Origin of the sequence: Methylobacterium sp. 17Sr1-1, from assembly GCF_003173775.1 — a bacterium.
GTDB lineage: Bacteria > Pseudomonadota > Alphaproteobacteria > Rhizobiales > Beijerinckiaceae > Methylobacterium.
In genome coordinates this window covers 3,422,006-3,446,511 of sequence record NZ_CP029552.1, presented here as the reverse complement: position 1 = coordinate 3,446,511, position 24,506 = coordinate 3,422,006, and the positions used below count along the sequence as shown (strand labels likewise).

Annotated in this window: 21 protein-coding genes; 15 read left to right on the top strand and 6 right to left on the bottom strand. The window is 71.1% G+C overall.

Features of this window, described 5'->3' with window-relative positions; all coding sequences use genetic code 11:
• Nucleotides 1–14: 14 nt before the first annotated feature.
• Nucleotides 15–1,013, bottom strand: coding sequence for an aldo/keto reductase (locus DK412_RS15450; RefSeq protein WP_109972650.1), 999 nt, complete (start codon nucleotides 1,011–1,013; stop codon nucleotides 15–17).
• 332 nt (nucleotides 1,014–1,345) lie between these two features.
• The gene (locus tag DK412_RS15445; protein ID WP_109972649.1) at nucleotides 1,346–1,579 is read right to left on the bottom strand and encodes a hypothetical protein; all 234 of its coding nucleotides are present in this window, start codon (nucleotides 1,577–1,579) and stop codon (nucleotides 1,346–1,348) included.
• Between the two features lie 217 nt (nucleotides 1,580–1,796).
• Here DK412_RS15445 and DK412_RS15440 point away from each other — a divergent pair, with 217 nt between their 5' ends.
• Entirely contained in the window at nucleotides 1,797–2,717 is a 921-nt protein-coding gene (locus DK412_RS15440) for an oxidoreductase (protein ID WP_109972648.1), read from the top strand.
• Nucleotides 2,718–2,725: 8 nt separating this feature from the next.
• Here DK412_RS15440 and DK412_RS15435 read toward each other — a convergent pair whose 3' ends face one another.
• Nucleotides 2,726–3,181: a hypothetical protein gene (locus DK412_RS15435; RefSeq protein WP_109972647.1), complete on the bottom strand. Its 456-nt coding sequence runs from the start codon at nucleotides 3,179–3,181 to the stop codon at nucleotides 2,726–2,728.
• A 183-nt stretch (nucleotides 3,182–3,364) separates the two neighbouring features.
• On the opposite strand from DK412_RS15435, the gene DK412_RS15430 reads away from it, so the two are divergent.
• Together DK412_RS15430 and DK412_RS15425 are read left to right on the top strand one after the other, a co-directional pair.
• The gene (locus tag DK412_RS15430) at nucleotides 3,365–3,589 is read left to right on the top strand and encodes a hypothetical protein (protein ID WP_109972646.1); all 225 of its coding nucleotides are present in this window, start codon (nucleotides 3,365–3,367) and stop codon (nucleotides 3,587–3,589) included.
• A gap of 89 nt (nucleotides 3,590–3,678) precedes the next feature.
• A complete protein-coding gene (locus tag DK412_RS15425) occupies nucleotides 3,679–4,905 on the top strand; it encodes a DUF2254 domain-containing protein (protein ID WP_109972645.1) in 1,227 nt (408 codons plus the stop codon).
• On the opposite strand, the gene DK412_RS15420 is transcribed toward DK412_RS15425, so the two are convergent.
• The gene (locus DK412_RS15420; RefSeq protein ID WP_109972644.1) at nucleotides 4,896–6,749 is read right to left on the bottom strand and encodes an ABC transporter ATP-binding protein; all 1,854 of its coding nucleotides are present in this window, start codon (nucleotides 6,747–6,749) and stop codon (nucleotides 4,896–4,898) included. The genes DK412_RS15425 and DK412_RS15420 overlap by 10 nt on opposite strands.
• A gap of 292 nt (nucleotides 6,750–7,041) precedes the next feature.
• Between DK412_RS15420 and DK412_RS15415 the strand changes: the two genes are divergently transcribed.
• The 4 genes from DK412_RS15415 to DK412_RS15400 all read left to right on the top strand — a co-directional run bounded on the left by DK412_RS15415 (nucleotide 7,042) and on the right by DK412_RS15400 (nucleotide 12,868).
• A complete protein-coding gene (locus tag DK412_RS15415; RefSeq protein ID WP_109972643.1) occupies nucleotides 7,042–7,311 on the top strand; it encodes a hypothetical protein in 270 nt (89 codons plus the stop codon).
• 92 nt (nucleotides 7,312–7,403) lie between these two features.
• Nucleotides 7,404–9,233 (top strand): dihydroxy-acid dehydratase, encoded by a 1,830-nt coding sequence (gene ilvD, locus DK412_RS15410; RefSeq protein ID WP_109972642.1) that lies wholly within the window; start codon nucleotides 7,404–7,406, stop codon nucleotides 9,231–9,233.
• A 4-nt stretch (nucleotides 9,234–9,237) separates the two neighbouring features.
• Nucleotides 9,238–10,407, top strand: a complete 1,170-nt coding sequence (locus DK412_RS15405) for a crosslink repair DNA glycosylase YcaQ family protein (protein WP_109972641.1) — start codon at nucleotides 9,238–9,240, stop codon at nucleotides 10,405–10,407.
• A gap of 802 nt (nucleotides 10,408–11,209) precedes the next feature.
• Nucleotides 11,210–12,868, top strand: a complete 1,659-nt coding sequence (locus DK412_RS15400) for a GMC oxidoreductase (RefSeq protein WP_109972640.1) — start codon at nucleotides 11,210–11,212, stop codon at nucleotides 12,866–12,868.
• Nucleotides 12,869–13,029: 161 nt separating this feature from the next.
• On the opposite strand, the gene dnaE is transcribed toward DK412_RS15400, so the two are convergent.
• Complete coding sequence (dnaE, locus tag DK412_RS15395) at nucleotides 13,030–16,566, bottom strand: DNA polymerase III subunit alpha (RefSeq protein WP_109972639.1); 3,537 nt, start codon at nucleotides 16,564–16,566, stop codon at nucleotides 13,030–13,032.
• Nucleotides 16,567–17,077: 511 nt separating this feature from the next.
• On the opposite strand from dnaE, the gene DK412_RS15390 reads away from it, so the two are divergent.
• The 6 genes from DK412_RS15390 (at nucleotide 17,078) to DK412_RS30635 (ending at nucleotide 21,088) form a co-directional block, all read left to right on the top strand.
• A complete protein-coding gene (locus tag DK412_RS15390; protein ID WP_109972638.1) occupies nucleotides 17,078–18,445 on the top strand; it encodes a glutamate--cysteine ligase in 1,368 nt (455 codons plus the stop codon).
• A gap of 330 nt (nucleotides 18,446–18,775) precedes the next feature.
• Nucleotides 18,776–19,207: a hypothetical protein gene (locus DK412_RS15385; protein ID WP_109972637.1), complete on the top strand. Its 432-nt coding sequence runs from the start codon at nucleotides 18,776–18,778 to the stop codon at nucleotides 19,205–19,207.
• A gap of 113 nt (nucleotides 19,208–19,320) precedes the next feature.
• Nucleotides 19,321–19,575: a sulfurtransferase TusA family protein gene (locus DK412_RS15380; RefSeq protein WP_109972636.1), complete on the top strand. Its 255-nt coding sequence runs from the start codon at nucleotides 19,321–19,323 to the stop codon at nucleotides 19,573–19,575.
• On the top strand, nucleotides 19,572–20,183 hold the full coding sequence (locus DK412_RS15375) for an NUDIX domain-containing protein (protein ID WP_245446960.1): 612 nt from the start codon (nucleotides 19,572–19,574) through the stop codon (nucleotides 20,181–20,183). Before DK412_RS15380 ends, DK412_RS15375 begins: the two co-directional genes overlap by 4 nt.
• 184 nt (nucleotides 20,184–20,367) lie before the next feature.
• The gene (locus tag DK412_RS15370) at nucleotides 20,368–20,670 is read left to right on the top strand and encodes a hypothetical protein (protein ID WP_109972635.1); all 303 of its coding nucleotides are present in this window, start codon (nucleotides 20,368–20,370) and stop codon (nucleotides 20,668–20,670) included.
• A gap of 262 nt (nucleotides 20,671–20,932) precedes the next feature.
• On the top strand, nucleotides 20,933–21,088 hold the full coding sequence (locus DK412_RS30635; RefSeq protein WP_204165381.1) for a hypothetical protein: 156 nt from the start codon (nucleotides 20,933–20,935) through the stop codon (nucleotides 21,086–21,088).
• A 565-nt stretch (nucleotides 21,089–21,653) separates the two neighbouring features.
• On the opposite strand, the gene DK412_RS15365 is transcribed toward DK412_RS30635, so the two are convergent.
• Complete coding sequence (locus DK412_RS15365; protein WP_109972634.1) at nucleotides 21,654–22,442, bottom strand: enoyl-CoA hydratase; 789 nt, start codon at nucleotides 22,440–22,442, stop codon at nucleotides 21,654–21,656.
• Between the two features lie 138 nt (nucleotides 22,443–22,580).
• Here DK412_RS15365 and DK412_RS15360 point away from each other — a divergent pair, with 138 nt between their 5' ends.
• Nucleotides 22,581–22,952, top strand: a complete 372-nt coding sequence (locus tag DK412_RS15360) for a DUF3140 domain-containing protein (RefSeq protein ID WP_280953951.1) — start codon at nucleotides 22,581–22,583, stop codon at nucleotides 22,950–22,952.
• Between the two features lie 258 nt (nucleotides 22,953–23,210).
• Entirely contained in the window at nucleotides 23,211–24,446 is a 1,236-nt protein-coding gene (locus DK412_RS15355) for a hypothetical protein (protein WP_109972633.1), read from the top strand.
• Nucleotides 24,447–24,506: the final 60 nt, after the last annotated feature.

Sequence of the window (24,506 nt, the reverse complement as noted above, 5' to 3'; positions counted from 1 at the left end):
CGGACATCACGGCCTCAGACCGGGGCGGCGTCATGGACGAGGCCGCGGGCCTTCAGCCGGGCCCAGAACCCGTCCGGGATCGGCTCCGCGAACCAGGCGGCGTTGGCCTCGACCTGCGCGGCGTTGCGAGCCCCGGTGACGAGGGTCAGCGCGGCTGGGTGCAGCAGCGGGAATTGCAGCGCCGCGGCCTCCAGCCGCACACCCTCCTCCTCGCACGCCGCGCGCAGGGCCTGCGTCCGCGCCACGAGGGCGGGCGGTGCGTCGGCGTAGTTGAACTTGGCCTTGCCGGCGAGGAGCCCCGAGTTGAACGCGCCGGCGACCACGATGCCGACGCCGCGGCGGGCGCATTCGTCCATCAGCGGCAGACTGTCCTGTTCGAGCAGCGTGTAGCGCCCCGCCAGCATGCAGAGATCGAGGTCGGCCGCCTGAATCGCCTCCGCGACGATCTCCCATTCGTTGACGCCGAGCCCGATCCCCCGCACGGCGCCCTCCTCGCGCAGCCGCATCAGGGCCCGGAAGCCGCCGCCCGTCGTCAGCTGCTCCCAGGTCTGGGCGTGGCGCTCGCCGTGGGTGAAACGGCCGATGTCGTGGACGTAGAGGATGTCGGGCGCGAGAATGCCGAGGCGCTGCCGGCTCGCCTCGAAGGACCGCAGGACGCCGTCGTGGCTGTAATCGAAGGTCGGGCGGAACGGCAGAGGGTCGGCGTAGCCCTCCTCCATCGCGCCGACGGTCGGGTCCGGCACCATCACGCGGCCGACCTTGGTGCTGACGACGTAGTCGCTGCGGGGCTCCTCCGTCAGAAATGTGCCGAGGCGGCGCTCCGAGCGGGTGAAGCCGTAGAACGGCGCCGTGTCGTAGTAGCGGATGCCCCGCTCCCAGGCCGCCCGGAACGCGCCGGCGGCCTCGGCGAGGCTCGTCGGCCGGTAGAGGCCGCCCATCTGCGCGCAGCCGAGCCCGAGGGCGGTGAGGGTGAGGCCGGTGCGGGCGTGGGTGCGGAGGGTGGCGGGGTGCATGGAGGTCCTCGGGGATCGGGGCCGCGGATCCGGTCGGGCGACGGAGGCCGACCGTTCTCACCCTCTACCCCATCCTGGGGCTACGAAGGCGGAAGCCGGGATCCGGAGGCGCCGACGGTTCAGGGTGAATCGGACCGCGATCGGCCCCGTTCCCGATATCGGCGACGATGGACACCGGGTGCCGCTTTCGCTGCCGTGGACGACGTGGAGAGATGTCGACGGTCGGACCGGATAGAGCGCGGCAAACCGGTCAGACGGACGCCCTGGATGCGGCCGCGCACGGGAAAACAACGGCATTGCGGTCCCGAGCCGGTCCCGAGCCGAACGGGCTGTCACTCTCCCGACGCCTCCGGCAGGTATCCCGCCGTTCGCAACGCCGCCTCGACCGCGTCGCACAAAGCCTCCTCGGGATCGTCGTTGACCGCCGCCGGCGGCGCGAGCGGCACCATCGGCGCGAACCGCGCGACCTCCTCGGGTGGAGCGGCCAGGACCGCCTCCTCCGGCGCCGCCTCGCGGGCGTCGGGCAGCCTGTGCGGACGCAAGGTGGAGATCAGCCGTCCGATCATTCGGGTCCCTCACGCCCTCCAGTTTATCGATAGCATCCATGCAAGCCAAGCGTGCAGCGGCGATCGAGGCCTGGACGCGACGGCGAGCAAGCGAGAAACGTGCGCGCGGCCGGTTTCGATCCGCTCCCGGACCCTGCCTTCTCTCACCCGCGCCCTCTTCTCACCGGCACCCGAGCGCCCATCTCGGAATTCTCCCGAACCGTTGAGGAGCGCGCCGATGCCCTGGACCCCAGCCCTGATCCCGCCCCAGGCCGGGCACCGCGCCATCGTCACCGGGGCGACGAGCGGCATCGGCTACGAGGCGGCCCTGGCGCTCGCCGGGGCCGGTGCCGAGATCGTGATCGCCGCCCGCGATCTCGCGAAGGCCGGTGCGACGGAGGCGGCGATCCGCCGGGTGCACCCGGCGGCCCGGATCGAGAGCCGCGCCCTCGACACCGCGCGCCTCGCCTCGGTGCGGGCCTTCGCGTCGGCTTGGGCGGCCGAGGGGCGTCCGATCGACATCCTGCTCCTGAATGCCGGCATCGCCGCGGTGCCGCGGCGCGAGGAGACCGAGGACGGGTTCGAGCGCCAGCTCGCCACCAATTATCTCGGCCACTTCGCCCTGACTGGGCTGCTGCTGCCGACCTTGCGGCAACAATCGGGGACGCGGGTCGTGGCGGTGGCGAGCATCGCCCACCGCTCCGGCACGATCGCCTTCGACGACCTGCACCTGCGCCGCGCCTACGGGCCGCAGAGCGCCTACCGGCAGACCAAGCTGGCGATGCTGATGTTCGCCCTCGAGCTCGACCGGCGCCTGCGCGCGGTCGGCTCCCCGGTCCGGTCGGTCGCGGCCCATCCGGGGGTCGCGGCGACGGCCATCGCCCGGCGGGGCGACCGGGCCGGGCGGCTCGCCGAGCGCATCGGCGCGGGCCTCCTCGGGCTCGTCGGCCAGTCGGCGGCGCGGGGCGCCCTGCCCCTGCTCTACGCCGCCACGGCGCCGGAGGCGGAGGGCGGGCACTATTACGGCCCGGACGGCCTGTGGGAGGTCCGCGGCCAGGTCGGCCCGGCGACGATCGCGCCCCATGCTGCCGATCCCGCGGCGGCGGCGCGGCTCTGGGCGCTGTCCGAGACGCTGACCGACGTGACCTATCCGCTCTGACGCGCCGCCTACTCGTCGTCGTCCTCGTCGATCGACGGGGCCGGGACGGCCGGAGCGACGGAGGGCGCCAGGACGGTCGGTCCCGTCGCCACCTGCGGGCGCGAGGGCATCATGCCGGCCGCGAAGGCGACGAAGCCCGCCGCGTCGCGCAGGTCCCGGGGCTGGCGCGGATCGCGGGAGATCAGCTCGGCCTCGCGCTGCAGGCGGGCGTTGCAGGCTGCCGTGGCCATGCCGCCGCGGGGCGTGCAGGCATCGTGCCGGGCACAGGCCGCGTCGAGGGCGTCGATCGGCGGCAGGGGCGCGTTGTTGCCCGGGCCGCAGTAATTGCCGTGGATGAGGAGGGCCGGCGGACGGCCGGACTGCGCGAGGGCAGGTGCGACGAGGGCAGGTGCGACGAGGGCAGGTGCGACGAGGGCTGGCGCGGCGAGGCCGCAGGCGAGGACGAGCGGAACGGCGAAGCGCATCGGTCTGATCTCTCCGGTTGCCCCCCGCCAACCTTAGCGCAAAAGTCGAGTTCCGTCTTGCGTCCAACCGTCCCGCTCTCCGCCCAACGACTGGCATCGGACGCGGACAGCCCGGACCATGGCAGGCTTCGTTTGAATCGCGGGAGGCTTGCCGTCGGCCCCCGCCTGCCAAATGTAGGGCCGATGATCGCATCCGAATCCGATACGTCCGGGTCCCGCGAGCCGTCGGACGGCGGCCCGACCCTCGACGCGGCGAGCCGGGAGCGGCTCGGCCGCTACCTCCAGGCCCTCTACGAGCCCATCCTCGACGAGGGGCTCGACCCGCGCCTCGCCGAGCTGCTGCACCAGCTCGACCGCGACCGGGCCGGGCTGGACGACGAGGGTCCGCCCCAGGGACCGGGCCATTGAGGACCGCCCGCGCCGCCTCTGCCCTTGCGGCAAATTCACCCTAGTTTCTCCACCCTCGTTTCACCCGTCGAGGTCGGGGACACGGACAGATGGGCCGCTGGGCGTGGATGGGGAAGCGGGTCGTCCGGCAGGTCTGGTTCCGGGCGGCGCTGATCAGCCTGTTCGGCGTCGGTCTCGCGGTCGTCGCCGCCCTCGTCGGGCCGTTCCTGCCGGGGGACATGCACGGCCGGCTCGGGCAGGACGCGGTCGGGACGATCCTCCAGATCATGGCCTCGAGCATGCTGGCGGTGACGACCTTCTCGCTGACCGCGATGGTCAGCGCCTACGGCTCGGCGACCCAGCTCGCGACGCCGCGGGCGACGCAGCTCCTGATCGGCGACCCGACCTCGCAGAACGCGCTCTCGACCTTCCTGGGCGCCTTCGTGTTCTCGGTGGTGGGCATCATCGGGCTGCAATCGAGCCTCTACGGCGACAGCGGGCGCGTCGTCCTGTTCGGCGGCACGGTGCTGGTCGTCGCGGTGGTGGTGGTCACGCTCCTGCGCTGGATCGGCCACATCACCGGCTTCGGCCGGATGGGCGACGTGATCGACCGCGTCGAGGAGGCCGCCGCCGCGGCGATGCGGGCCTTCGCCGCCGACCCGCGCCTCGGCGGCCGGCCGGCGGTCCCGGTGCCCGCCGGCGCGACGCCGGTCTTCGCGAAAGCGACCGGCTACGTCACCCATATCGACGTCGCCTCGCTGGGGGCCGACGCGGCACGGCGGGGCCTCGTTCTGCATGTCGCGGCCCTGCCGGGCACCCTCGTCCACCCGACACGGCCGCTCCTGCACGTCGAGGGCGACCCCGGAGAGGAGGGCAAGGCGCTCGCGAGCGCCTTCGCGATCGAGCGGCACCGGCGCTTCGACCAGGATCCGCGCCTCGGCCTGATCGCGCTCTCGGAGATCGCGAGCCGGGCGCTCGCGCCGGCCACCAACGATCCCGGCACGGCCATCGAGGTGCTGAACGCGCTCCTGCGCGTCCTCCTGCACCTGCCGCCAGACGATCCGGAGGGCGAGGAACTGGCCGAGCGGCCGCCGGTCCACGTCCCGCGGCCGACGCTCGACGACATGCTGACCGACGCCTTCCGGCCGCTGATCCGCGAGGGCACGGCCGAGATCGAGGTGACGATCCGCCTCGCCAAGACGCTGCAGGCCTTGCGCGCCGCGCGGCCCTACGCGGCGGCGCCGGTCGCCCGGGTCGCCGAGCGCCTGGACCGGGCCGCCCGCGAGAGGATCACCGATCCGGTCGACCGCGCCGATTACGAGGCCGCCTACCGGTAGCCGGCGGCCTGCAGCTCGAACAGTTCGGCGTAGCGCCCGCCCAGCGCCACCAGCGCCGCGTGCGTCCCCTCCTCCAGCACCCGCCCGCCGGCGAGCACCACGATCCGGTCGGCCCGGCGCACGGTGGAGAAGCGGTGCGAGATCAGGAGCGCGGTGCGCCCCGCCGCGAGGTCGCCGAAGCGGCGAAAGACCTCGGCCTCGGCTCCCGCATCGAGGGCGGCGGTCGGCTCGTCGAGAACCAGCATCGCCGCGTCGCGCCGGTAGGCCCGGGCGATCGCCACCTTCTGCCACTCGCCGCCCGACAATTCGACCCCGTCCTCGCAGCGCCGGCCGAGGCGCTGGTCGTAAGACGCCGGCAGCCGCTCGATCACCGCGTCGGCGAGCGCCCGCCGGGCGGCGGCCGCGATCCCGTCCCGGTCCGCCCGCGCCTCGATGCGCCCGACCGCGATGTTGTCGCCGGCCGTGAAGTCGAAGCGCATGAAGTCCTGGAAGATCACGCCGATGCGGGCGCGTAAAGATTCGATGTCGTACTCGGCGAGGTCGCGGCCGTCGAGCAGGATACGCCCTTCCGTCGGCGCGTAAAGGCGGGCGAGCAGCTTGACGATCGTGGTCTTGCCGGCGCCGTTCTCGCCCACCAGCGCCACCACCTCGCCGGCCCGGATGCGCAAGGACAGGTGCCGTACCGCCCAGCGGCTCTCGCCGGGATAGCGGTAGCCGACATCCTCGAACACGAAGCCCTCGCGCAGGCGCTCCGGCACGGCGCGCGTGCCGGAGCGGATGGTCGGCGCGATGGTGAAGAACGAGAACAGGTCGTCGAGATACTGCGCCTGGCCGAGCAGCTGCGAGGCACCGAGCAGCAGCCCCTCGACGAGGCCGCGCAAGCGCAGGAACGCGCCGCCCAGGAAGGTGAGGTCGCCGACGGTGAGCGTACCGGCGAGCGCTTCGCCCGCGATGACGAGGTAGGCGGCGTAGTAGGCGAGCGTGCCGAGGCTCGCGAAGGCGCCGCCGGCGAGCGCCCGATGCCCGGCGAGCGCCCGGTTCTCGGCGAGGAGCCGGCCGGCGAGATCGCGAAAGCGGTCCGAGAGGTGGGAGGCCAGGCCGAACAGCTTCACCTCCTTCGCGCTGTGCGCGTCGGCGCCGAGGTAGCGCAGGTAATCGGTCTCGCGCCGGTCCGGGCTGCGGCGCCAGGCCAGCCGATAGCCGCGGGCGTTGAAGTGCAATTCGTTGAGGAAGGCCGGGATCAGGGCGAGCACCAGGAGCAGCACCAGCCCCGGCAGCATCGTGCCGACCGCGACCGCCAGGGTGACCGCCGTGACGAGGTCCTGGAGCTGGCCGAGCAGCTGGCCGATCAGGTTCGAGCGCCAGGCGACCTGGCGCCGGGCCCGCTCGAGCTGGTCCTGCACCGCGCTGTCCTCGAACTGCTCGAGGTCGAGGGCGGCGGCATGCGCCATCAGGCGCAACGTCGTGGCGTTGCCGACTTTTTCCGCCAGCACGCCGTCGACGTAGGAGGTCGCGCGTCCCAGCAGGTCCGAGACGACCGCGAGCCCGAGCTCGATCCCGACGAGGAGCCCGACATGGTGCAGCCGCGGATCGGCGAGCCAGCCCTCCACCGGCGGCGGACCGCCCCGTCCCGCCACCACCGCGTCGACCACGAGCTTGGCGACGTAGAGCATCAGGGCCGGCAGCCCGGCGCGCAGGAGGCGCAAGGACAGGCTCGCGAGGGTGAGCCGCGGATCGGTCGCGAAGGCGAGGCGGAACAGGGCGGGGAGATGGCGCAGCGGCCCGAGCCGGGCGGCGGCGGCGCGGCGCCAGGTGGTGAGGCGGCTGTCGGCGGGGGTGTCCATGGGGGAGATATAGGCTCGCAAGGCGCCACCGCCCGAACCCTCCCCCCTCTGCGGGGGAGGGTGCCCCACGGAGTGGGGCGGGAGAGGGGACGACGCTTCCGGAGAAGTTGCGCGCTTCATGAAGGGCGCCACATCCTTCACCGTCGCGGTCCCCTCTCCCGGCTCACTCCGTTCGCCACCCTCCCCCGCAGAGGGGGGAGGGTTCACGCGCGGGCCCTCGTCCCGGGAACTTCACCGTTCCCACCGCGTCGACTCCCCGACAGAGCTTCACTGCCCCGAAAGGGATCCGACCATGGCCACCCGCCTCCTCACCCCCCTCCTCGCCCTCGCGCTCCTCGGCCCCCTTCCCGCCCTCGCCCAACCCTCCGTGAGCGAGACCGGCACCGGCGGCGGCCCGGCCTCCACGATCCGGGCGCCCAACACCAGCGCCGTCGGCCAGACCGTGCCGAAACCCGGCGCCCTCGGGCCGGACGAGACCGGCACCGTCACTCCGCGCAACCGCCAGGAGGAGAAGCGCGAGGACCAGATCATGAAGGGCATCTGCATCGGCTGCTCGAAGTAGCGGCCAGAGCGGACCAGTCCTGCATCAGGGGACTTGCGGCGGGCGGGGTCGCGGCGGCATGACGCCGTGGCGCCTACTTCAGAAGAGTTCCGATGCCCGCCTATCGCTCCCGCACCACCACCCACGGCCGCAACATGGCCGGCGCCCGCGGCCTGTGGCGCGCCACCGGCATGAAAGACGCCGATTTCGGCAAGCCGATCATCGCGGTGGTGAACTCGTTCACGCAGTTCGTGCCCGGCCACGTCCACCTGAAGGACCTCGGCCAGCTCGTCGCGCGGGAGATCGAGGCGGCGGGCGGCGTCGCCAAGGAGTTCAACACCATCGCGGTCGATGACGGCATCGCGATGGGCCATGACGGCATGCTCTACTCGCTGCCGTCCCGCGACCTGATCGCCGATTCGGTCGAGTACATGGTCAACGCGCATTGCGCCGACGCCATGGTGTGCATCTCGAACTGCGACAAGATCACCCCCGGCATGCTGATGGCGGCGCTCCGCCTCAACATCCCGGTGGTCTTCGTCTCCGGCGGGCCGATGGAGGCCGGCAAGGTCCACCTCTCGACCGGGATCAAGAAGGTCGACCTCGTCGACGCGATGATCGCCGCCGCCGACGACCGCGTCACCGAGGAAGACGTGCAGGTGATCGAGCGCTCGGCCTGCCCGACCTGCGGCTCGTGCTCGGGCATGTTCACGGCGAACTCGATGAACTGCCTCACCGAGGCGCTCGGCCTGTCGCTGCCCGGCAACGGCTCGGTGCTGGCGACGCATGCCGACCGCAAGCGCCTCTTCGTCGAGGCCGGCCACCTCATCGTCGACCTCGCCCGGCGCCACTACGAGCAGGACGACACCTCGGTCCTGCCGCGCGCGATCGCCTCGATGACGGCGTTCGAGAACGCCATGACCCTCGACATCGCCATGGGCGGCTCGACCAACACGGTGCTGCACCTCTTGGCCGCGGCCTACGAGGGCGAGGTGCCCTTCACCATGGCCGATATCGACCGGCTGTCGCGCCGGGTGCCGGTCCTGTGCAAGGTCGCGCCGGCGGTGGCCAACGTCCACATGGAGGACGTGCACCGCGCCGGCGGCATCATGGCGATCCTCGGCGAGCTCGACCGGGCCGGCCTCATCGACACCTCCGTCGGCAACGTCGCCGCGGGCACGCTGAAGGACGCGCTGGCGCGCTGGGACGTGCGCCAGACCGGCAGCGAGAGCGTGCGCGAGTTCTACCGCGCGGCCCCCGGCGGCGTGCCGACCCAGGTCGCGTTCAGCCAGGCCTCGCGCTTCGACGCGCTCGACCTCGACCGCGAGGCGGGCGTGGTGCGCGACGCCGCCCACGCCTACTCGCAGGATGGCGGCCTGGCAGTCCTCTACGGCAACCTCGCCGAGGATGGCTGCATCGTGAAGACCGCCGGCGTCGATGCCAGCATCCTCACCTTCTCCGGCCCGGCCCACGTCTTCGAGAGCCAGGACGCGGCGGTCGAGGGCATCCTGGGCGGCAAGGTCCAGGCCGGCGAGGTGGTGCTGATCCGCTACGAGGGCCCCCGCGGCGGCCCCGGCATGCAGGAGATGCTCTATCCGACGAGCTATCTGAAGTCGAAGGGCCTCGGGAAGGCCTGTGCGCTGGTCACCGACGGGCGCTTCTCGGGCGGCTCCTCGGGGCTGTCGATCGGCCACGTCTCGCCGGAAGCCGCCGAGGGCGGCCTCATCGGCCTCGTCGAGCAGGGCGACCGGATCGAGATCGACATCCCGAACCGGCGCATCCACCTCGCGGTCGATCCCGCCGAGATCGAGCGCCGCCGCACCGCGCAACAGGCTAAGGGCTGGCAGCCCGCCACCCCGCGCAAGCGCCGGGTGAGCGCGGCGCTCCGGGCCTTCGCCAGCATGACCACCAGCGCCGCCCACGGGGCCGTGCGGAAGATCTGATCCCGTGACGGTCGTGCGGCTGACGCCCTCGGAAGCCCGCCGGGTCGCCCTGGCGGCGCAGGGCTTCCATGCCGCACGGCCGGCCGCGGCGGGGCACCGCCACCTCGCCGCCACGATCGACCGGCTCGGCCTGCACCAGATCGACAGCGTCAACGTCCTGGTGCGGGCCCACTACCTGCCGGCCTTCTCGCGGCTCGGCGCCTACGACAAAACCCTCCTCGACCGACGGGCCTGGGGGCCCAAGCGCGACCGGCGGCTGTTCGAGTACTGGGCGCACGAGTGCTCGCTCCTGCCGCTGGCGCTCCACCCGCTGCTGCGCTGGCGCATGGCCCGGGCCGACCGGGGCCAGGCCGGCTATACCGGCATGCGGGTCTTCGCCGGCGAGCGCCGGGCGGAGGCGATGGCGCTGCTCGCGCGCCTGCGCGACGAGGGCCCGCTCTCGGCCTCCGACATCCAGACCGGCCGGGCCGGCTGGTGGGAGTGGAGCGAGCCCAAGCGCATGCTCGAATGGCTGTTCTACGCCGGCCACGTCACCACCGCGACCCGGCGGCGCAGCTTCGAGCGGGTCTACGACCTCGCCGAGCGGGTGATCCCGCCGGACGTGTTTTCCCTGCCCGACGTGCCGGAGGCGGAGGCTCACCGGGAGTTGGTCGACCTCTCCGCCCGGGCGCTCGGGATCGCCACGGCCGCGGAACTGCGCGACTATTTCCGCCTCGACGCGTCCGACGCCGCTCTCGCCATCACCCGGCTCGTCGAGGAGGGCAGCCTGCTCCCGGCGGAGGTGCCCGGCTGGCCCGCCGCCTACCTCCACCGCGACGCGCAATGCCCCCGCCGCGTCCAGGCCCGGGCGCTCCTCGCCCCCTTCGATCCCCTGGTCTGGGAGCGCGCCCGCACCGAGCGCCTGTTCGGCTTCCGCTACCGCATCGAGATCTACACTCCGGCGGCGAAGCGCCAGTACGGGTATTACGTGCTGCCGTTCCTGTTCGGGGAGGCGTTGGTGGGGCGGGTGGATCTGAAGGCGGATCGGGCGGGGTCGCGGCTCGTGGTACATGCGGTGCATTGGGAGAAGGGGGTGGCGGAGGGGGCGCGGGAGGCGTTGGGGATGGAGTTGGGGGCCTTGGCAGGGTGGCTGGAGTTGGAGCGAGACTCAACTGACCGCGACCTGTCGCAATAGTATTTTCCCATCGCATATCGCCATAGTGGAATCATCCGCTGCCATTCAATCATGCGAGTTGGATCACCACTTGTCTCGCCCCGTCTCGGGCATCTTACATGATATCCGCATACACAATAGTAATGATATTTATCTTGATTGCGGCGACTCTTGCCGTGTTCATATAGCGACTCGGGTTTAGCAATGAGGTCGCGGCAGATGCCAATGTGGGCATTTGCTGGATGGTCTATGTTTTTAATTAACACGGCCGGATAGGATGAAACGTCGTCGCGGATAACGCCGCATGCCCGTCTGGTGGCGGGCGGCCGCCTGGTCGAGGGGTTCGCAGGTCTGGATGCGCGCACGTCCTCGCCCTCGGTGATGGCCTGGAGCTGGATCGCCAGGGTGGCACTGGGCTCCGGCGGGCCGCGGTCGGGTGGAGCCCGTCCGGGACGAGGCGCTGTTCCACTGGGCGAGAGGCGAAACGCTCCGGCGCACGCGATGCCCCGGCAGGGCACAGCATCCTCAGCCTCCACGAAGCCCAGGAACATCTCCTCCTGCTTCGGATTATCAGTTTTCTCGTGATGGCGAAACGCAGTTCGCGTTATAAAATTACAACAAAAGTGGCATGCTCGCCCTAAATCAATCGCCAATTATGATGAAAATCGAACCAAAGTGGTAAAAATTGTATTCTCTCGTGTCTAAAGATTTTTAACATATATAAATTCCCGCAAATTCGGATCGGACAAAATTTCAATCTTTCCATCGCTTGTCTCACCGTCCGCTGGGCGGCGACACACTCTTCGTTGCCGGAGCCGCGGCCATGATCATCGATCATTGTGAAGGATTGGAGGAGTCGCGTCACGACGTCTGCATCATCGGGTCCGGACCAGCCGGCTTGTCTCTCGCCCTGGAATTGCGGCGGCTCGGCTTCTCCGCCCTGGTGCTGGAATCGGGCGGCCTGCACGCCGAACGGCCCGTCCAAGACCTCTCCGACGCCGAGCTCGCCGATCCGGACCGCCACGACGACATGGCGATCGCCGTGGCGCGTCGCCTCGGCGGCACCTCGAACCTGTGGGGCGGGCGCTGCCTGCCCTTCGATCCCGTCGACTTCCGGCCTCGGCCCGGCATGCCGGATTGGCCGATCGGCCTCGCGGATCTCGCCCCGTTCCTGCCGACCGCCTGCCGCATCGTCTCATGCGGCGAACCGGTCTTCGAGGCTCCCCTTCCCGGCCTCCGCGCCGCCGACGACGCCTTCACGTTCGAGACCCTCGAGCGATGGAGCGGACGGCCCAGGCTGCAAGTGTCCCACGCCGACACCCTCGCATCCGACCGGGATCTCGACATCCGGTTGCACGCGACGGTGGTCGACGTGCTGTTCGACGAGGGCGGCGCCGCCAGCGCGGTGGTGGTGGTGCGGCCCTCCGGCGAGCGCAGGACGGTGCCGGTCACGCGCCTCGTGGTGGCGGCCGGCGGCCTCGAGACCACGCGCCTCCTGCTCAGCCTGCAGCGGCGACGGCCGCAGATGTTCGGCGGACCCGACGGGCCGCTCGGACGCCACTACATGGGCCATGTGATCGGCGAGATCGCCGACATCACCTTCGCGTCGGACGCCCTCGACACCGCCTTCGCCTTCGCGCGCGACGACCAGGGCTGGTACGTGCGCCGTCGCCTCGTGCCGAGTTCGGCTCTGCAGGCCGAGCACAACCTCCTCAACGTGGCGTTCTGGCCTGTCATTCCGAGAATGGCCGATGCCGGCCACGGCAACGCGCTCCTGTCGCTGGCCTTCCTGGTCCTGTCCTTCGACCCCGTCGGACGAGCCTTGCTACCGGAAGCCCTGCGGGTGCGGCATGTGCCGAAGGCGATCGCGCGATGGCCGCATCTGCGCAATGTCTGTCGAGACCTGCCGGAGGCGCTGGTCGCGGGCGCGCGGGTGGCCTGGCAGCGCTACGGTGCCGCGCCGCGGCTGCCCGGCTTGTTCGTGCGCAATCCCGGCCGGCGCTACGGCCTGTCCTACCACTCCGAGCAGTCGCCCTGGGCCGAAAGCCGCGTGCGGCTCGACGACCGGATCGATGCGACCGGGCTGCCGCGCCTGCACATCGACTATCGGGTGCATGATGACGACGCCCGGGCGGTGGTGCGAGCCCACGATTTGCTCGCGGACTGGCTCGCCCGAACCGGGTTCGGCCGTCTCGACTACCGTCAGCCGGCGGAGCAGAACGTCGAGGCCGTGAGGCAGTTGTTCGGCCACGGCACGCACCAGATCGGCACCGCCCGCATGGCCGACACGCCGGGACGTGGTGTCGTAGACCGCAATCTTCGCGTATTCGACACACCCAACATGTACGTCGCCAGCGCCGCCGTCCTGCCGCGCTCGGGCCAGGCGAGCCCGACCCTGACGGTGGTCACGCTCGCCACGCGCCTGGCGCACCACATCGCCGCCGAGGAGGCGCGGCCGGGCGTCCTGCGGTCGGCCGCCTGAGCCGGCAGGAGCAGCGCGAGACCCCTCGAACGCGGAGCCGGGATGCCCCAGCCCGGTGCCGCGCGGAGACGGGGCATGACCCTCGGCCGGCCGGGCGCGACGGTAGGGAACCGGAGCGTCGCCGCCACTGACGGGTCGCCCCGGGATCCCGGAGCCCCCCCTCAGCTCACCTCCACCTGCACCACCCCCGGCACCGCCCGCAGCGCCCCCGCAATCTGCGGCGTCGCCTGGTACTTGCCCCCCAGCTTCACCTCCACCTCCCGCTCACCCCCATCGAGGATCAGGATCAGCGACACCTCCCCCTCCCCCCGCACCTGCAACCGCTGCTGCACGCTCGAGATCGGCCGCTCGTCGCGCAGGTAGATGCGCATGCCCTTCTGGTGGCGGGAGGCGGCCTGGTCGAGGGGTTCGCAGGTCTGGATGCGGGCGCGCACGTCCTCGCCCTCGGTGCTGGCCTGGAGCTGGAGCACCAGGGCGGCGCCGGGCTCCAGCAGGTCGCGGTAATGCGAGAGGCCCTCGGAGAAAATGATCGCCTCGAAGTGGCCGGTCTGGTCGGAGAGGGTGACGATGCCGAGCTTGTTACCGGTCTTGGTGCGGCGCTCGGCGCGGTCGAGCACGCTCGCCGCCACCCGGCCGACGCTCGAGGTGCCGGCGCGGACCGAGCGGCAGAACTCGGCCCAGGTCTGGACCCGGAGCTTTTGCAGCAGGTCGCCGTACTCGTCGAGCGGGTGGCCGGAGAGGAAGAAGCCGACGGCGTCGTATTCGCGCTTGAGCCGGTCGGCCATCGGCCAGGGCTCGTAGGGCGGGATGCGCAAGGACACCTCGGCCGCCGCGACGCCGCCGAACATGTCCATCATGCCGACGGTCTCGGCCTCCGCCGCGCCCTGGGCGAGGCGCATCATCGGCTCGACGGCGGCGAAGGCCTTGGCCCGATCGGGCTCGATCGCGTCGAGGGCGCCGGCCGCCACCAGGTTTTCGAGCGTGCGCTTGTTGACGAGCTTCGGGTTGAGGCGCCGGGCGAAGTCGCCGAGATCGCGGAACGGTCTGTCGCCGCGGGCCTGCACGATCGCCTCGACGGCGGCGCGGCCGACGCCCTTGATGGCGGCGAGCGCGTAGCGGATCGCGCCGTCATGCACCTCGAAGGTGACGCCGGAGCGGTTCACGTTCGGCGGCTCGACCTTGGTGCCGAGGCGCTGCGCGTCCTGGCGCAGTTCGGCGAGCTTGTCGGTGTTGTCGATGTCGAGGGACATCGAGGCGGCCATGAACTCGACCGGATAGTTCGCCTTGAGGTAGGCGGTCTGATAGGTGATCAGCGCGTAGGCCGCGGCGTGCGACTTGTTGAAGCCGTAATCGGCGAATTTTGCGAGCAGGTCGAAGATCTCGTTGGCCTTGGCCTTGTCGAGGCCGTGCTCGACCGCGCCCTTCACGAAGCGGTCGCGCTGGGCGTCCATCTCCGCCTTGATCTTCTTGCCCATGGCGCGGCGCAGGAGGTCGGCGTCGCCGAGCGAGTAGCCGGCGAGGACCTTCGCCACCTCCATCACCTGTTCCTGGTAGACGATGATGCCGAAGGTCTCGGCGAGGATCGGCTCCAGCTTCTCGTGCGGGTACCAGTTCTTCTCGTTGCCGGCGTCACGGCCGAGCTTGCGCTCGCAATAGACCGGGATGTTGGCCATCGGGCCCGGGCGGTAGAGCGCCACGAGCGCGATGATGTCCTCGAACCGGTCGGCGCACATCTCGACCAGCGCCTTGCGCATGCCGGCCGACTCCACCTGGAACACGCCGACCGTCTCGCCCTTGCGCAGGCGCTCGTAGGTGCGCTCGTCGTCGATCGGCAGCGAGGGCAGATCGACCTCGATGCCGCGCAGCTTCAGGAGGTCGGTCGCGGCGCGGAGCACCGTCAGGGTCTTGAGGCCGAGGAAGTCGAACTTGACCAGCCCCGCCTGCTCGACCCACTTCATGTTGAACTGGGTCACCCGCATCCCGGTCTTCGGATCGCGGTAGAGCGGCACCAGCTCCTCCAGCGGCCGGTCGCCGATCACCACGCCGGCGGCGTGGGTCGAGGCGTGGCGGTGCAGGCCCTCCAATTTCTTCGCGATGCTCATCAGGCGCGCGACGACCGGCTCCTCCTCGATCGCGCTCTGGAGCTTCGGCTCGCCCTCGATCGCCTGGGCCAGCGTCACGGGATTGGCCGGGTTCTGCGGCACCAGCTTCGTCAGCTTGTCGACCTGGCCGTAGGGCATCTCCAGCACCCGGCCGACGTCGCGCAGCACGCCGCGGGCGAGCAGCGTGCCGAAGGTGATGATCTGGCCGACCTGGGCTTCGCCGTAGCGCTCCTGCACGTAGCGGATCACCCGCTCGCGGCCCTCGACGCAGAAATCGATGTCGAAATCCGGCATCGAGACGCGCTCGGGGTTGAGGAAGCGCTCGAAGAGGAGGCCGAAGCGGATTGGGTCGAGGTCGGTGATGAGGAGCGACCAGGCAACGAGGGAGCCGGCGCCCGAGCCGCGGCCCGGCCCGACCGGGATGTCGTGCTCCTTGGCCCACTTGATGAAGTCCGAGACGATCAGGAAGTAGCCCGGGAACTTCATGTTGGTGATGACGCGGATCTCGTATTCGAGCCGGTCGCGATAGTCCTTCTCGGTCAGCCCCTCGGCCGGACCGTGCTGGCGCAGGCGCTCGGTCAGGCCTTCCTCGGCCTGGCGGCGCAGCTCGGCCGCCTCGTCGGGGGCGATGTCCTTGGCCACCGCGGTCGTGGCGGCGGCGGCGAGCGCCTGCTGGGCCGCCCCCTCCGGCGTCCCTTGCGCTGGGGTGGTGAGGCTGGGCGCGCCGAAGCTGGGAAGAATGGGCTTGCGGGTGCGCGCCCGGCAGGCGCAGCGCATCGCGATCTCGACGGTGGCCTGGAGCGCGTCTGGCAGATCGCGAAACAGGTCCGCCATCTCGGCCCGGGTCTTGAAGGCGTGGCGCGGGGTCAGGCGCCGGCGCTTGTCGTCGGAGACGAGGCGCCCTTCGGCGACGGCGAGCAGCGCGTCGTGAGCCTCGTAATCCTCGGGCTTGGCGAAGTAGGGCTCGTTCGTCGCCACCAGCGACAGGCCGTGCTTGTCGGCAAGCCGGATCAGCTCGCCCTCGACCATGCGCTCGTCGCTCAAGCCGTGGCGCTGCACCTCGACGTAGAGCCCGTCCTCGCCGAAGGCGGTCTTCAGGGCTTCGAGGCGGGCGAGCGCCAGCTCGGTCCGGCCGGCGCGGAGCGCCGTATCTAGCGGACCGCCCATGCCGCCGGTGAGCGCGATGAGCCCCCCGGAGCATTCGGCCAGCGCCTGCGCGGAGACGCGGGGTGATTCGCCGATCTCGTTGTCGAAATAGGCCCGGCTCGCCAGGCGCAGGAGGTGGCCGTAGCCGGTCTCGTCCTTGGCGAGCAGCACGATGTGCGGGTGGACGGCGTTGAGCTTGGCGCCGGCCTCCGGTGCCTCGAAGGCGACACTGAGCTGCATCCCGGCGATCGGCTGGAGCCCGGAGCCGGCCGCCTTCTCGGAGAATTCGAGCGCGCCGAACAGGTTGTTGGTGTCGGTGAGCGCGAGCGCCGGCTGCCGGTCGGCGCAGGCGGCCTTCACGAGGTCGCCGATCTTCAGCGCCCCCTCGAGCAGCGAGTAGGAGGAGTGGACGTGCAGGTGGACGTAGCCGACGGGCTTCAGGATCTGCAAGGCGACTCACTCCGACGCGGAAGCGCGGAAGGATTCCCGCCCGAGCCCGGAGAGTCACGACCCGGAGCGCCTCACCGGGCCGAAAATCGCGGGGGATTCACCGCGGAATCGATGGAACCTCCCTTGCCGTTGCCACGCGGCAACGCGGTGCATCAGTGCATCGGCGACAGCGCCACCGCCCACATCACGATCGCGCCGGTGAGCAGGCCCATCGAGGCGACCTCCGTGACAGCGAGGAGGATCTTGCGTATGTTCATGGTCTGTCCCCTTTCGTCGGCCTTATGTTTGTTCTTGTTTTGTTCCATGTCAAAGGGGGATCGGCCCGGATCCGGCCGCAGTGGTGAACGGTTGGTTGACGGGCCGGGACGCGAGGCGCCTCCGGATGGAGCCCGGGGGTATGCCGCAGCCGCGTTGCGGGTCGGTCGCCCACGGCCTATCTAAGCGCAACCTTGACGGTGGGTCGCCGGCCCGCCGGGAGTCATCGTTTTTCGTTCTAAGCACGAGGTGGCGCATGGCGCGCGACGTGTCCGACGCGACCCCGCTCAGCGCGCGGTCCGAGCTGATCGAGTGGTTTGCCGCCGGCGAGAAGCCGCACGACGCCTTCGCCATCGGGACCGAGCACGAGAAGGTCCCGTTCTACCGCGCCGACCTCTCGCCGGTGCCCTACGAGGGCGAGCGCGGGATCGAGGCGCTGCTGGAGGGCCTGCGGGCCATCACCGGCTGGGAGACGATCGAGGATGCCGGCCGGGTGATCGGCCTCTCGGCGGTCGAGGGCGGGGGCGCGATCTCGCTCGAGCCCGGCGGCCAGTTCGAGCTCTCGGGCGCGCCGCTGCCGGACGTCCACGCCACCGCCCACGAGCTGAGCCAGCACCTCGACGCGGTGCGCCAGGCCGCCGACCCCCTCGGCATCGGCTTCCTCACCCTCGGCATGAGCCCGAAATGGACACGGGAGGACACTCCCGTGATGCCAAAGAGCCGCTACCGCATCATGAAGGGCTACATGCCGAGGGTCGGCTCGCTCGGCCTCGACATGATGCTGCGCACCGCCACCGTGCAGGTGAACCTCGACTTCTCGTCCGAGGCCGACATGGTGACGAAGATGCGGGTCGGGCTGGCCTTGCAGCCGGTGGCGACCGCGCTCTTCGCCAACTCGCCCTTCACCGACGGCAAGCCGAACGGCTTCCTGTCGCGGCGCTCCGAGATCTGGCGCGACACCGACCGCGACCGCACCGGCATGCTGCCCTTCGCCTTCGACGAGGGCTTCGGCTACGAGGCCTACGCGGACTGGCTGCTCGACATGCCGATGTACTTCGTCAAGCGCGACGAGACCTACCACGACGTCAGCGGCGCCTCGTTCCGCGACCTGATGGAGGGGCGGCTTCCCGCGCTGCCGGGCGAGCGCGCCACCGTCTCCGACTGGGCCAACCACGCCTCGACCGCCTTCCCCGAGGTGCGCCTGAAGCGATTCCTCGAGATGCGCGGGGCGGATGTCGGCGACGCCAACATGATCGCCGCGCAATCCGCCTTCTGGGCCGGGCTGTACTACGACCCGGCCGCCCTCGACGGCGCCTGGCAGCTGGTGCGCGACATGACGGCGGAGGAGCGCGAGACGATGCGGGCCGAGGTGCCGCGCCTCGGCCTCGACGCGCCGGCCGGCAAACGGCGCCTGCGGGAGCTCGCCCGCGACGCGCTGGCGCTCTCCGAATCGGGCCTGCGGGCGCGGGCGCGCCGCGACGCGCAGGGGCGCGACGAGACGCTCTACCTCGCCCCGCTCCAGGCCATCGCCGCCTCGCGCAGCCGAGCCGAGGACCTGCTCGCGCTCTATGACGGGCCGTGGAACCGTTCGGTCGATCCCGCCTTCGGCGCTTGCGCGTTCTGAGGAGTCGTCGGCCCCGACTTTCCGGGCCGATCCTGACAGGCTCCATGTCGTTCCGGCCTCCGCTGCGCGGCCCCGGAACGACCCGGAGGGTGTTCGTCTTGCCGAGGCAAATCGAACAGTCGGCCGGGCAAGCCCCGGCGCCGCTCCCCCAATCGAGCCGATGACGCGCGCGGCGATCCGGCGAACGCGCAAGCTTATCCGCGCCGCGCAAGCGTAGCCGCTACTGATTGACCATTCGTCATTTCGCACCGAATCTTGGAACAGAGGCCGGCCCTTGCCCGTTCTTGAGGCCTACGGGACATGGTCCTCACACGATCGGAGACATCTTTTATGTCGCGCATCACCACCCTCGCCCTCGCGGCCGGCGCCGCCGCCGCCCTGACCGCCGGCACCGTCGGGGCGCAGGCCGCCCCGCTGCCGGCCGCCACCTCGGCCGCCATCGCCGGCTCGGGCGCGACCGTCGACCAGGTGCGCTGGCGCGGCGGCGGCTATTACGGCGGCGGCTACCGCGGCTATCGCGGCTACGGCTATCGCCGCGGCATCGGCGCCGGCGGCGCTCTCGCGGCCGGTGCGGCGCTCGGCATCATCGGCGGCGCCATCGCGGCCGGCTCGGCGTCGTCCTACGGCTACGGCTACCCGGCCTATGGCGGCTATTACGGCGGCGGCTACGCCCCGGTCGGCGGCTACGGCTACGGCTACAGCTATCCGTCCTACGGCTACAGCTACCCGGCCTATGGCGGCTACTACGGCTACGGCTACTGATCGCCGGACGTCCTGACGTGATGGAAGCCCGGCGCGGGATGCCCCCGCGCCGGGCTTTCTCGTTCGCGCCGGATATGCTCAACCGGTCGACGGCGAGTTGTATTCAGGCGACCATGCGACACCACGACCTCGACCTGCGCGGGCTGAAATGCCCCCTGCCGGTCCTGCACACCGCCAAGGCCCTGCGCGGCCTCGCGCCGGGCGACGGCCTGTCGGTGCGCTGCACCGATCCGATGGCCGCCATCGACATCCCCAACCTGCTGCGCGAGCGCGGCGACCATCTCGACCGGATGCTGCGCGACGACGGGATCCTGACCTTCGAGATCCGCCGCGGCGCAGCGCCCGACGCCGAGGAGAGACCCGCGTGAGCCGAGACGAGCCCCTGCCGCGCATTCTGGGCACCCGCACGGTCTACGAGGGCTGGGCGCGCTACCTCGTGGCCGAGGTGCAGCTGCCGGACGGCACCCGGATCGGCCGCGAGGTCGAGGATCACGGGTCCGCCGTGGCGGTGCTGCCCTACGATCCCGAGCGCCGGGTCGCCCTGCTGGTGCGGCAGTTCCGCACGCCGCCCTGCTTCGTCGACGGCACGGCCTCGGTGCTGGAGGCCCCGGCGGGCCTGCGGGACGAGGACGATCCGGAGACCTGCGCCCGGCGCGAGGCCTTCGAGGAAGCGGGCCTGCGCCTGCCGGTGCTGGAACCCGCCGGCCGGGTCTGGTCGCTGCCGGGTCTCTCGACCGAGCGGATGGACCTCTTCCTCGCACCCTACCGGGCCGCAGACCGCGAGGGCGCCGGCGGCGGCCTGGCGGAGGAGCACGAGAGCGTCGAGGTGGTGGAGGTCGCGCTCGCGGAGCTCGCCGCCCTGGCCGAGCGGGGCGAACTCGCCGACATGAAGACGCTCTGCCTCGTCCAGACCCTGCGCCTGCGGCACCCGGAGCTGTTCGCGGAGCCATCCCGAATGTCATCGGGCGAACGATGATCGCCCGAAGGGCGGTCTTGAGCCGAGAGAGCGGTATCGCCATCCTGGCTCGCATCCTGAACGGACGGTGTACAAGCAGCATCGTTCACGGTTTCGTGATCAGGGCTAGCGTCTCGTTCAGCAGCTGTTAACTTTGAGCGGTTCCGATAGCCCTCCGTCGCAGGGGCCTCGACAGGAGACGCCGATGTTCAGCATTGGACCCTTCCACCGTCCGACCGGCCAGCCCGTCGGTTACGACAGCTCGCTCCTCCCGCTGGAGCCCGAGCCGCTGGATCTCGCTCCGGCCGCACCGCACGCCCCCGCAGCAACCCCGGCGGAGCCGAGCATGGCGCGCCACGCCGTCTCGATGCTGGTCCTGCTCTGCCTCACCCTCGCGGTGCATTCGGCGGTGGGCTGGTGGACCCTGCCCGGCAAGGCCCCGATCCTGGCGCCCTCCGCTCAGACCGCGCCGACGATCCACGTCTCGAGCGTCCGCTCGCCGTCCTGAACCTGATTCCTCTGACCTCCCCCTGCGGCGCTTTTTCTTGAGATACTGAGCCGGCGAAGCCGGATCCCGAGGCTGACCGGCACGTTGCCGGTCCGGTACGGGGAGACGGCGCGGCGCCCTTCCCCCCGACTGTACTTTGGTCAAGATCGTGTCGAGAAGCCGGCGGTTTCGCGGTCACCCCTCTTGCGCGCCTCCGCCGATTCGTTAACGTCACGTTCAAATCCAAGAAAATCAGTCGTGATTCGCGCAAGGGAGCCAGCGCATGTCCCAGGTCATTCGCGTCAAGCCTACCCAGGACGGCACCTACACGGTCTATCGCGGCGCGCTCGTGCTCGTCAGCGGCCTGACCCGTGCGCAGGCCGAGAGCTACGAAGCCTCGCTCGCCCAGAACGAGCGCAAGGACCAGCCGCTCCACTGACACGCGACGCGCCGCACGACGGCGCGTTCCGAATCCGGCGCCCGACGCGCCGGCCAGCGCCGACGACGCCATGCGCCGTCGGCTTCATCCTATGATGACGTCGGGTGGTCTGTAGACGCCAATGAGTGCGCAGCCGGCGTGGAGCGGCGGGTGCGACCGTCGTGTCCTAGAAAACCCGGTGCGTGCCAGCGTCTGTTGGTTGCAGACCACAGAGGTGATACCCCGAATGTCGGAGCTTGTCTGACTTTCGAGAACAGCACCGCGAGACACTCCTCCCTCCCACACACAACCTCATCCTGAGGTGCGGCTGTAAGGAGCCTCGAAGGAGGCCTCCGGTCGCCTCTGCGATCTCTGGAGCCCTCCTTCGAGGTCAGTCGATCAAAATCGACCGACACCTCAGGATGAGGTCGTAGGTGGGATAGAGACTATCGATCAATCGAACAGGCACTCATTCTGGTATCCGCTGCGCGGCCTCGGGATGACTCCGTGAGTGTCGATGCCGTCGCGGCCGATCAACCCATACAAATCAAAGCCAGCTCCGGGCCTTCGCCCCCGCAGTCACGCCTCACCGTCCGGTCCATTGCGGCGGACGCTTGCCCAGGAAGGCCTCCATCCCCTCGCGGAAATCCGCGCTCGTGTAGCATTGCAGGATCAGGTCGTCGCCGGACTCGGACGGCGCCTCGTCGCGCACCCGGCGCAGGCCCTCCTTCGTGGCGGCGAGCGTCAGCGGCGCGTGGCCGGCGACCAGGCGGGCCAGCGCCGTCGCCCGCTCGGCGAGGGCGCCCGCATCCTCCACCACCTCGCTCACCAGGCCGATCGCCCGCGCCTCCTCCGCCTCGACCAGGCGGGCGGTGAAGATCATCTCCTTGACCCGGGCCGCGCCGACGAGCGCCGAGAGCCGGCGCAGGTTGCCGACCGAGAGGCAGTTGCCGAGGGTGCGGGCGATCGGGAAGCCGAACCGGGCGTCCCGCGTGGCGATGCGCAGGTCGCAGGCCGCGGCGATGGCCGCGCCGCCGCCGGTGCAGGCCCCGGCGATCGCCGCGATGGTCGGCTTGGCGCAGCGTTCGAGCGCGCCTAGCACCCGGTCCATGAAGCGCTCGTAGCCGAGCGCGTCCTCGGGCGTCGAGAAGGCGCGGAACTGCGCGATGTCGGTGCCGGCCGCGAAGGCGCGCCCGCCCGCCCCCTGGATCACCACCGCGCGGATCGCCGGATCGGCGTCGATCGCCTCGGCCAGGCCGTGCAGGCGCTCGTACATCGCGAAGGTCAGGGCGTTGCGCGCCTGCGGCCGGTTGAGGGTGATCCGGGCGATGCCCTCGGCATCGACCGCGTAGAGCAGTTCGTCGGTGTCGGTCATGGCGATGATCCGTGCGGCGGGTGCCCACGACCCTAGCGCCCGCCATCGTCCCCGTCTCCCGACGATCCACCGCAGGGCGGCGAACGCCGGGCCCCGCGCGACGTTGATGCGCGACGTGCGATCATCAGGAGACGACCCGTGAGCAAGCAGACCGCATCCGACGATCACGAGGAGACCTACGCGGCCTTCCGCGAGGCGGTGAACATGGCGCCCGGCGAGCTGGAAAAGTGGCTCGACACCGAGGAGAGCCGGTCGGTCGGCTGGAGCGACGGCGCCAAGAAGGAGAGCGCGAAGGGCGGCGAATCGGTCGGCCACCACCAGGGGCGCCGGATCGTCGAGATCAAGCACACCAAGAAGGCGGACCTCACCGACGACGACTACGCCGACATGCGCAAGGTCGCGGCCTACGTGAAGCGTCATCTCGCGCAAGGAGGGCCGAAGGAGGACGTGAAGACCTCGCGCTGGCGCTACTCCCTCATGAACTGGGGCCACGATCCGCTCAAAGATTGAGGCAATTCCGCCGCCGCGACACGGTGGCACGGGGCGGAGCGCAAGTTTCTCCCGCGCCGCCGCCCGCGTGAGAACTGTTTCCACCACCGGACACATTGGCGAAACGAACCATGCTCCGGCCCCAGTTCGGCCCGGATCTTGCTGACCCTGAGCCGTACCTCAACGTCTTCGCATCGCCCCGGCGATGTGGCTGAGTGGGGTCAAGGACAAAGGGCGAAGCCCGGCCAGGCATGGGGGACCGGAATGAGGGGAGCGGGTGTGCGGCGGGGCTGGGCCAAGGGCAGAACCTGGACCGGCGCCGGTGTCGTGATGGCGTGCCTCGGGCTCGCCGGGATGGCGGGGGCCCTGACCCCGGCCTTCGGGGGCTTGTCGCGCAACCTCGAGGCGGTCCTCGACACGAGCCCCGACGGGCCGCCGGCCCGCGTCACCCTCGGCCCGGGCGGCCGCGACGTGCGGCTGTGGGGCGACCTCAACGACGGCACCGCCGAGCGCCTGCGCCGCCTGCTCGACGCGAATCCGGGCGTGACGCGGCTGCACCTGACCAGCGACGGCGGCCTCGTCGACGAGGGAGCGGCGGTCGGCGCGCTCGCCGCCGAGCGGGGGCTCACCACCTACGTGCCGGATTACTGCGTCTCGGCCTGCACGCTGGCCTTCGTGCGCGGGCGCGAGCGGCTGATCGTGGCCGACAGCCGGCTCGGCTTCCACGCCCCCTACGAGCCCGGGCTGTTCGGGCAGATGATCCCGGTGGATTCGAGCGACGAGCGCGGCCGCTACCTCGCCGCGGGCCTGGAGCCCGCCTTCGTCGAGCAGGCCCTCGCCACCCCGTCGCGGGACGTCTGGATCCCCGATCCGGCCCGCCTGCGCGCCGCCGGCGTCGTCACCGGCGTGGTCGGGCCGGGCGACCTGCCGGATTCGACCCTCGACGACGACGATTCGCCGGGCGGCGCCCGGGCGGCGGTGCTGCGCGCCGTCGACCTCCTCGCCGCCTTCGCGAGCCGACGGCCGGGCGTGCTCGACGGCATCGCTGCCCGCTACCGCGATTCCTATCGGCAGGGCCGCAGCGAGAGCGACGGGCTCGACCTGATCCGGACCGAGGCGGCGGGTGCCCTGCGGGCGGCCTTCGCGGGCGCCGACGACGCGACCCTGGCCGCCCTCGGCCGCCTCGTCCTCGACGCCATGGCGGCGAGCGGGAGCGAGGAGAGCTGCCGCACGATCGGCCGGGACGGCGACCTGCTCGCCGTCGCGGAAGCGCTGCCGGGCCGCCGGGGCGGCGTCGCGCGGATGCGCGCCCTCCTCGACCGGGCGCTCGCCGGCCCGGCGCCGATCGTGCCCGATGCCGTGCCGCACGCCCGCCCCCCCTCCCCCGGCTGCGCCGAACTGCACCGCCGCCTCGCCGAGACCCTGGCCCGGGGCGACGCCCTGCGGCTGCGGGAGGCCCTGTTCGGCCGCAATGCCCGGCGCCTGGAGGCCTCGGCCCGGCCGGGAGAGCCGTGAAGCCGCGGCCGATCGGCTCAGGCCCCGGATGAGCCGGTCGCCGCCGCTGCCCGAGCGCGC

Bases quoted from the DNA above. Each gene is read 5' to 3' on its own strand.
- DK412_RS15450 (WP_109972650.1), bottom strand. From the start codon at position 1,013: ATGCACCCCGCCACCCTCCGCACCCACGCCCGCACCGGCCTCACCCTC.
- DK412_RS15445 (WP_109972649.1), bottom strand. From the start codon at position 1,579: ATGATCGGACGGCTGATCTCCACCTTGCGTCCGCACAGGCTGCCCGAC.
- DK412_RS15440 (WP_109972648.1), top strand. From the start codon at position 1,797: ATGCCCTGGACCCCAGCCCTGATCCCGCCCCAGGCCGGGCACCGCGCC.
- DK412_RS15435 (WP_109972647.1), bottom strand. From the start codon at position 3,181: ATGCGCTTCGCCGTTCCGCTCGTCCTCGCCTGCGGCCTCGCCGCGCCA.
- DK412_RS15430 (WP_109972646.1), top strand. From the start codon at position 3,365: ATGATCGCATCCGAATCCGATACGTCCGGGTCCCGCGAGCCGTCGGAC.
- DK412_RS15425 (WP_109972645.1), top strand. From the start codon at position 3,679: ATGGGCCGCTGGGCGTGGATGGGGAAGCGGGTCGTCCGGCAGGTCTGG.
- DK412_RS15420 (WP_109972644.1), bottom strand. From the start codon at position 6,749: ATGGACACCCCCGCCGACAGCCGCCTCACCACCTGGCGCCGCGCCGCC.
- DK412_RS15415 (WP_109972643.1), top strand. From the start codon at position 7,042: ATGGCCACCCGCCTCCTCACCCCCCTCCTCGCCCTCGCGCTCCTCGGC.
- ilvD (WP_109972642.1), top strand. From the start codon at position 7,404: ATGCCCGCCTATCGCTCCCGCACCACCACCCACGGCCGCAACATGGCC.
- DK412_RS15400 (WP_109972640.1), top strand. From the start codon at position 11,210: ATGATCATCGATCATTGTGAAGGATTGGAGGAGTCGCGTCACGACGTC.
- DK412_RS15390 (WP_109972638.1), top strand. From the start codon at position 17,078: ATGGCGCGCGACGTGTCCGACGCGACCCCGCTCAGCGCGCGGTCCGAG.
- DK412_RS15385 (WP_109972637.1), top strand. From the start codon at position 18,776: ATGTCGCGCATCACCACCCTCGCCCTCGCGGCCGGCGCCGCCGCCGCC.
- DK412_RS15380 (WP_109972636.1), top strand. From the start codon at position 19,321: ATGCGACACCACGACCTCGACCTGCGCGGGCTGAAATGCCCCCTGCCG.
- DK412_RS15370 (WP_109972635.1), top strand. From the start codon at position 20,368: ATGTTCAGCATTGGACCCTTCCACCGTCCGACCGGCCAGCCCGTCGGT.
- DK412_RS30635 (WP_204165381.1), top strand. From the start codon at position 20,933: ATGTCCCAGGTCATTCGCGTCAAGCCTACCCAGGACGGCACCTACACG.
- DK412_RS15365 (WP_109972634.1), bottom strand. From the start codon at position 22,442: ATGACCGACACCGACGAACTGCTCTACGCGGTCGATGCCGAGGGCATC.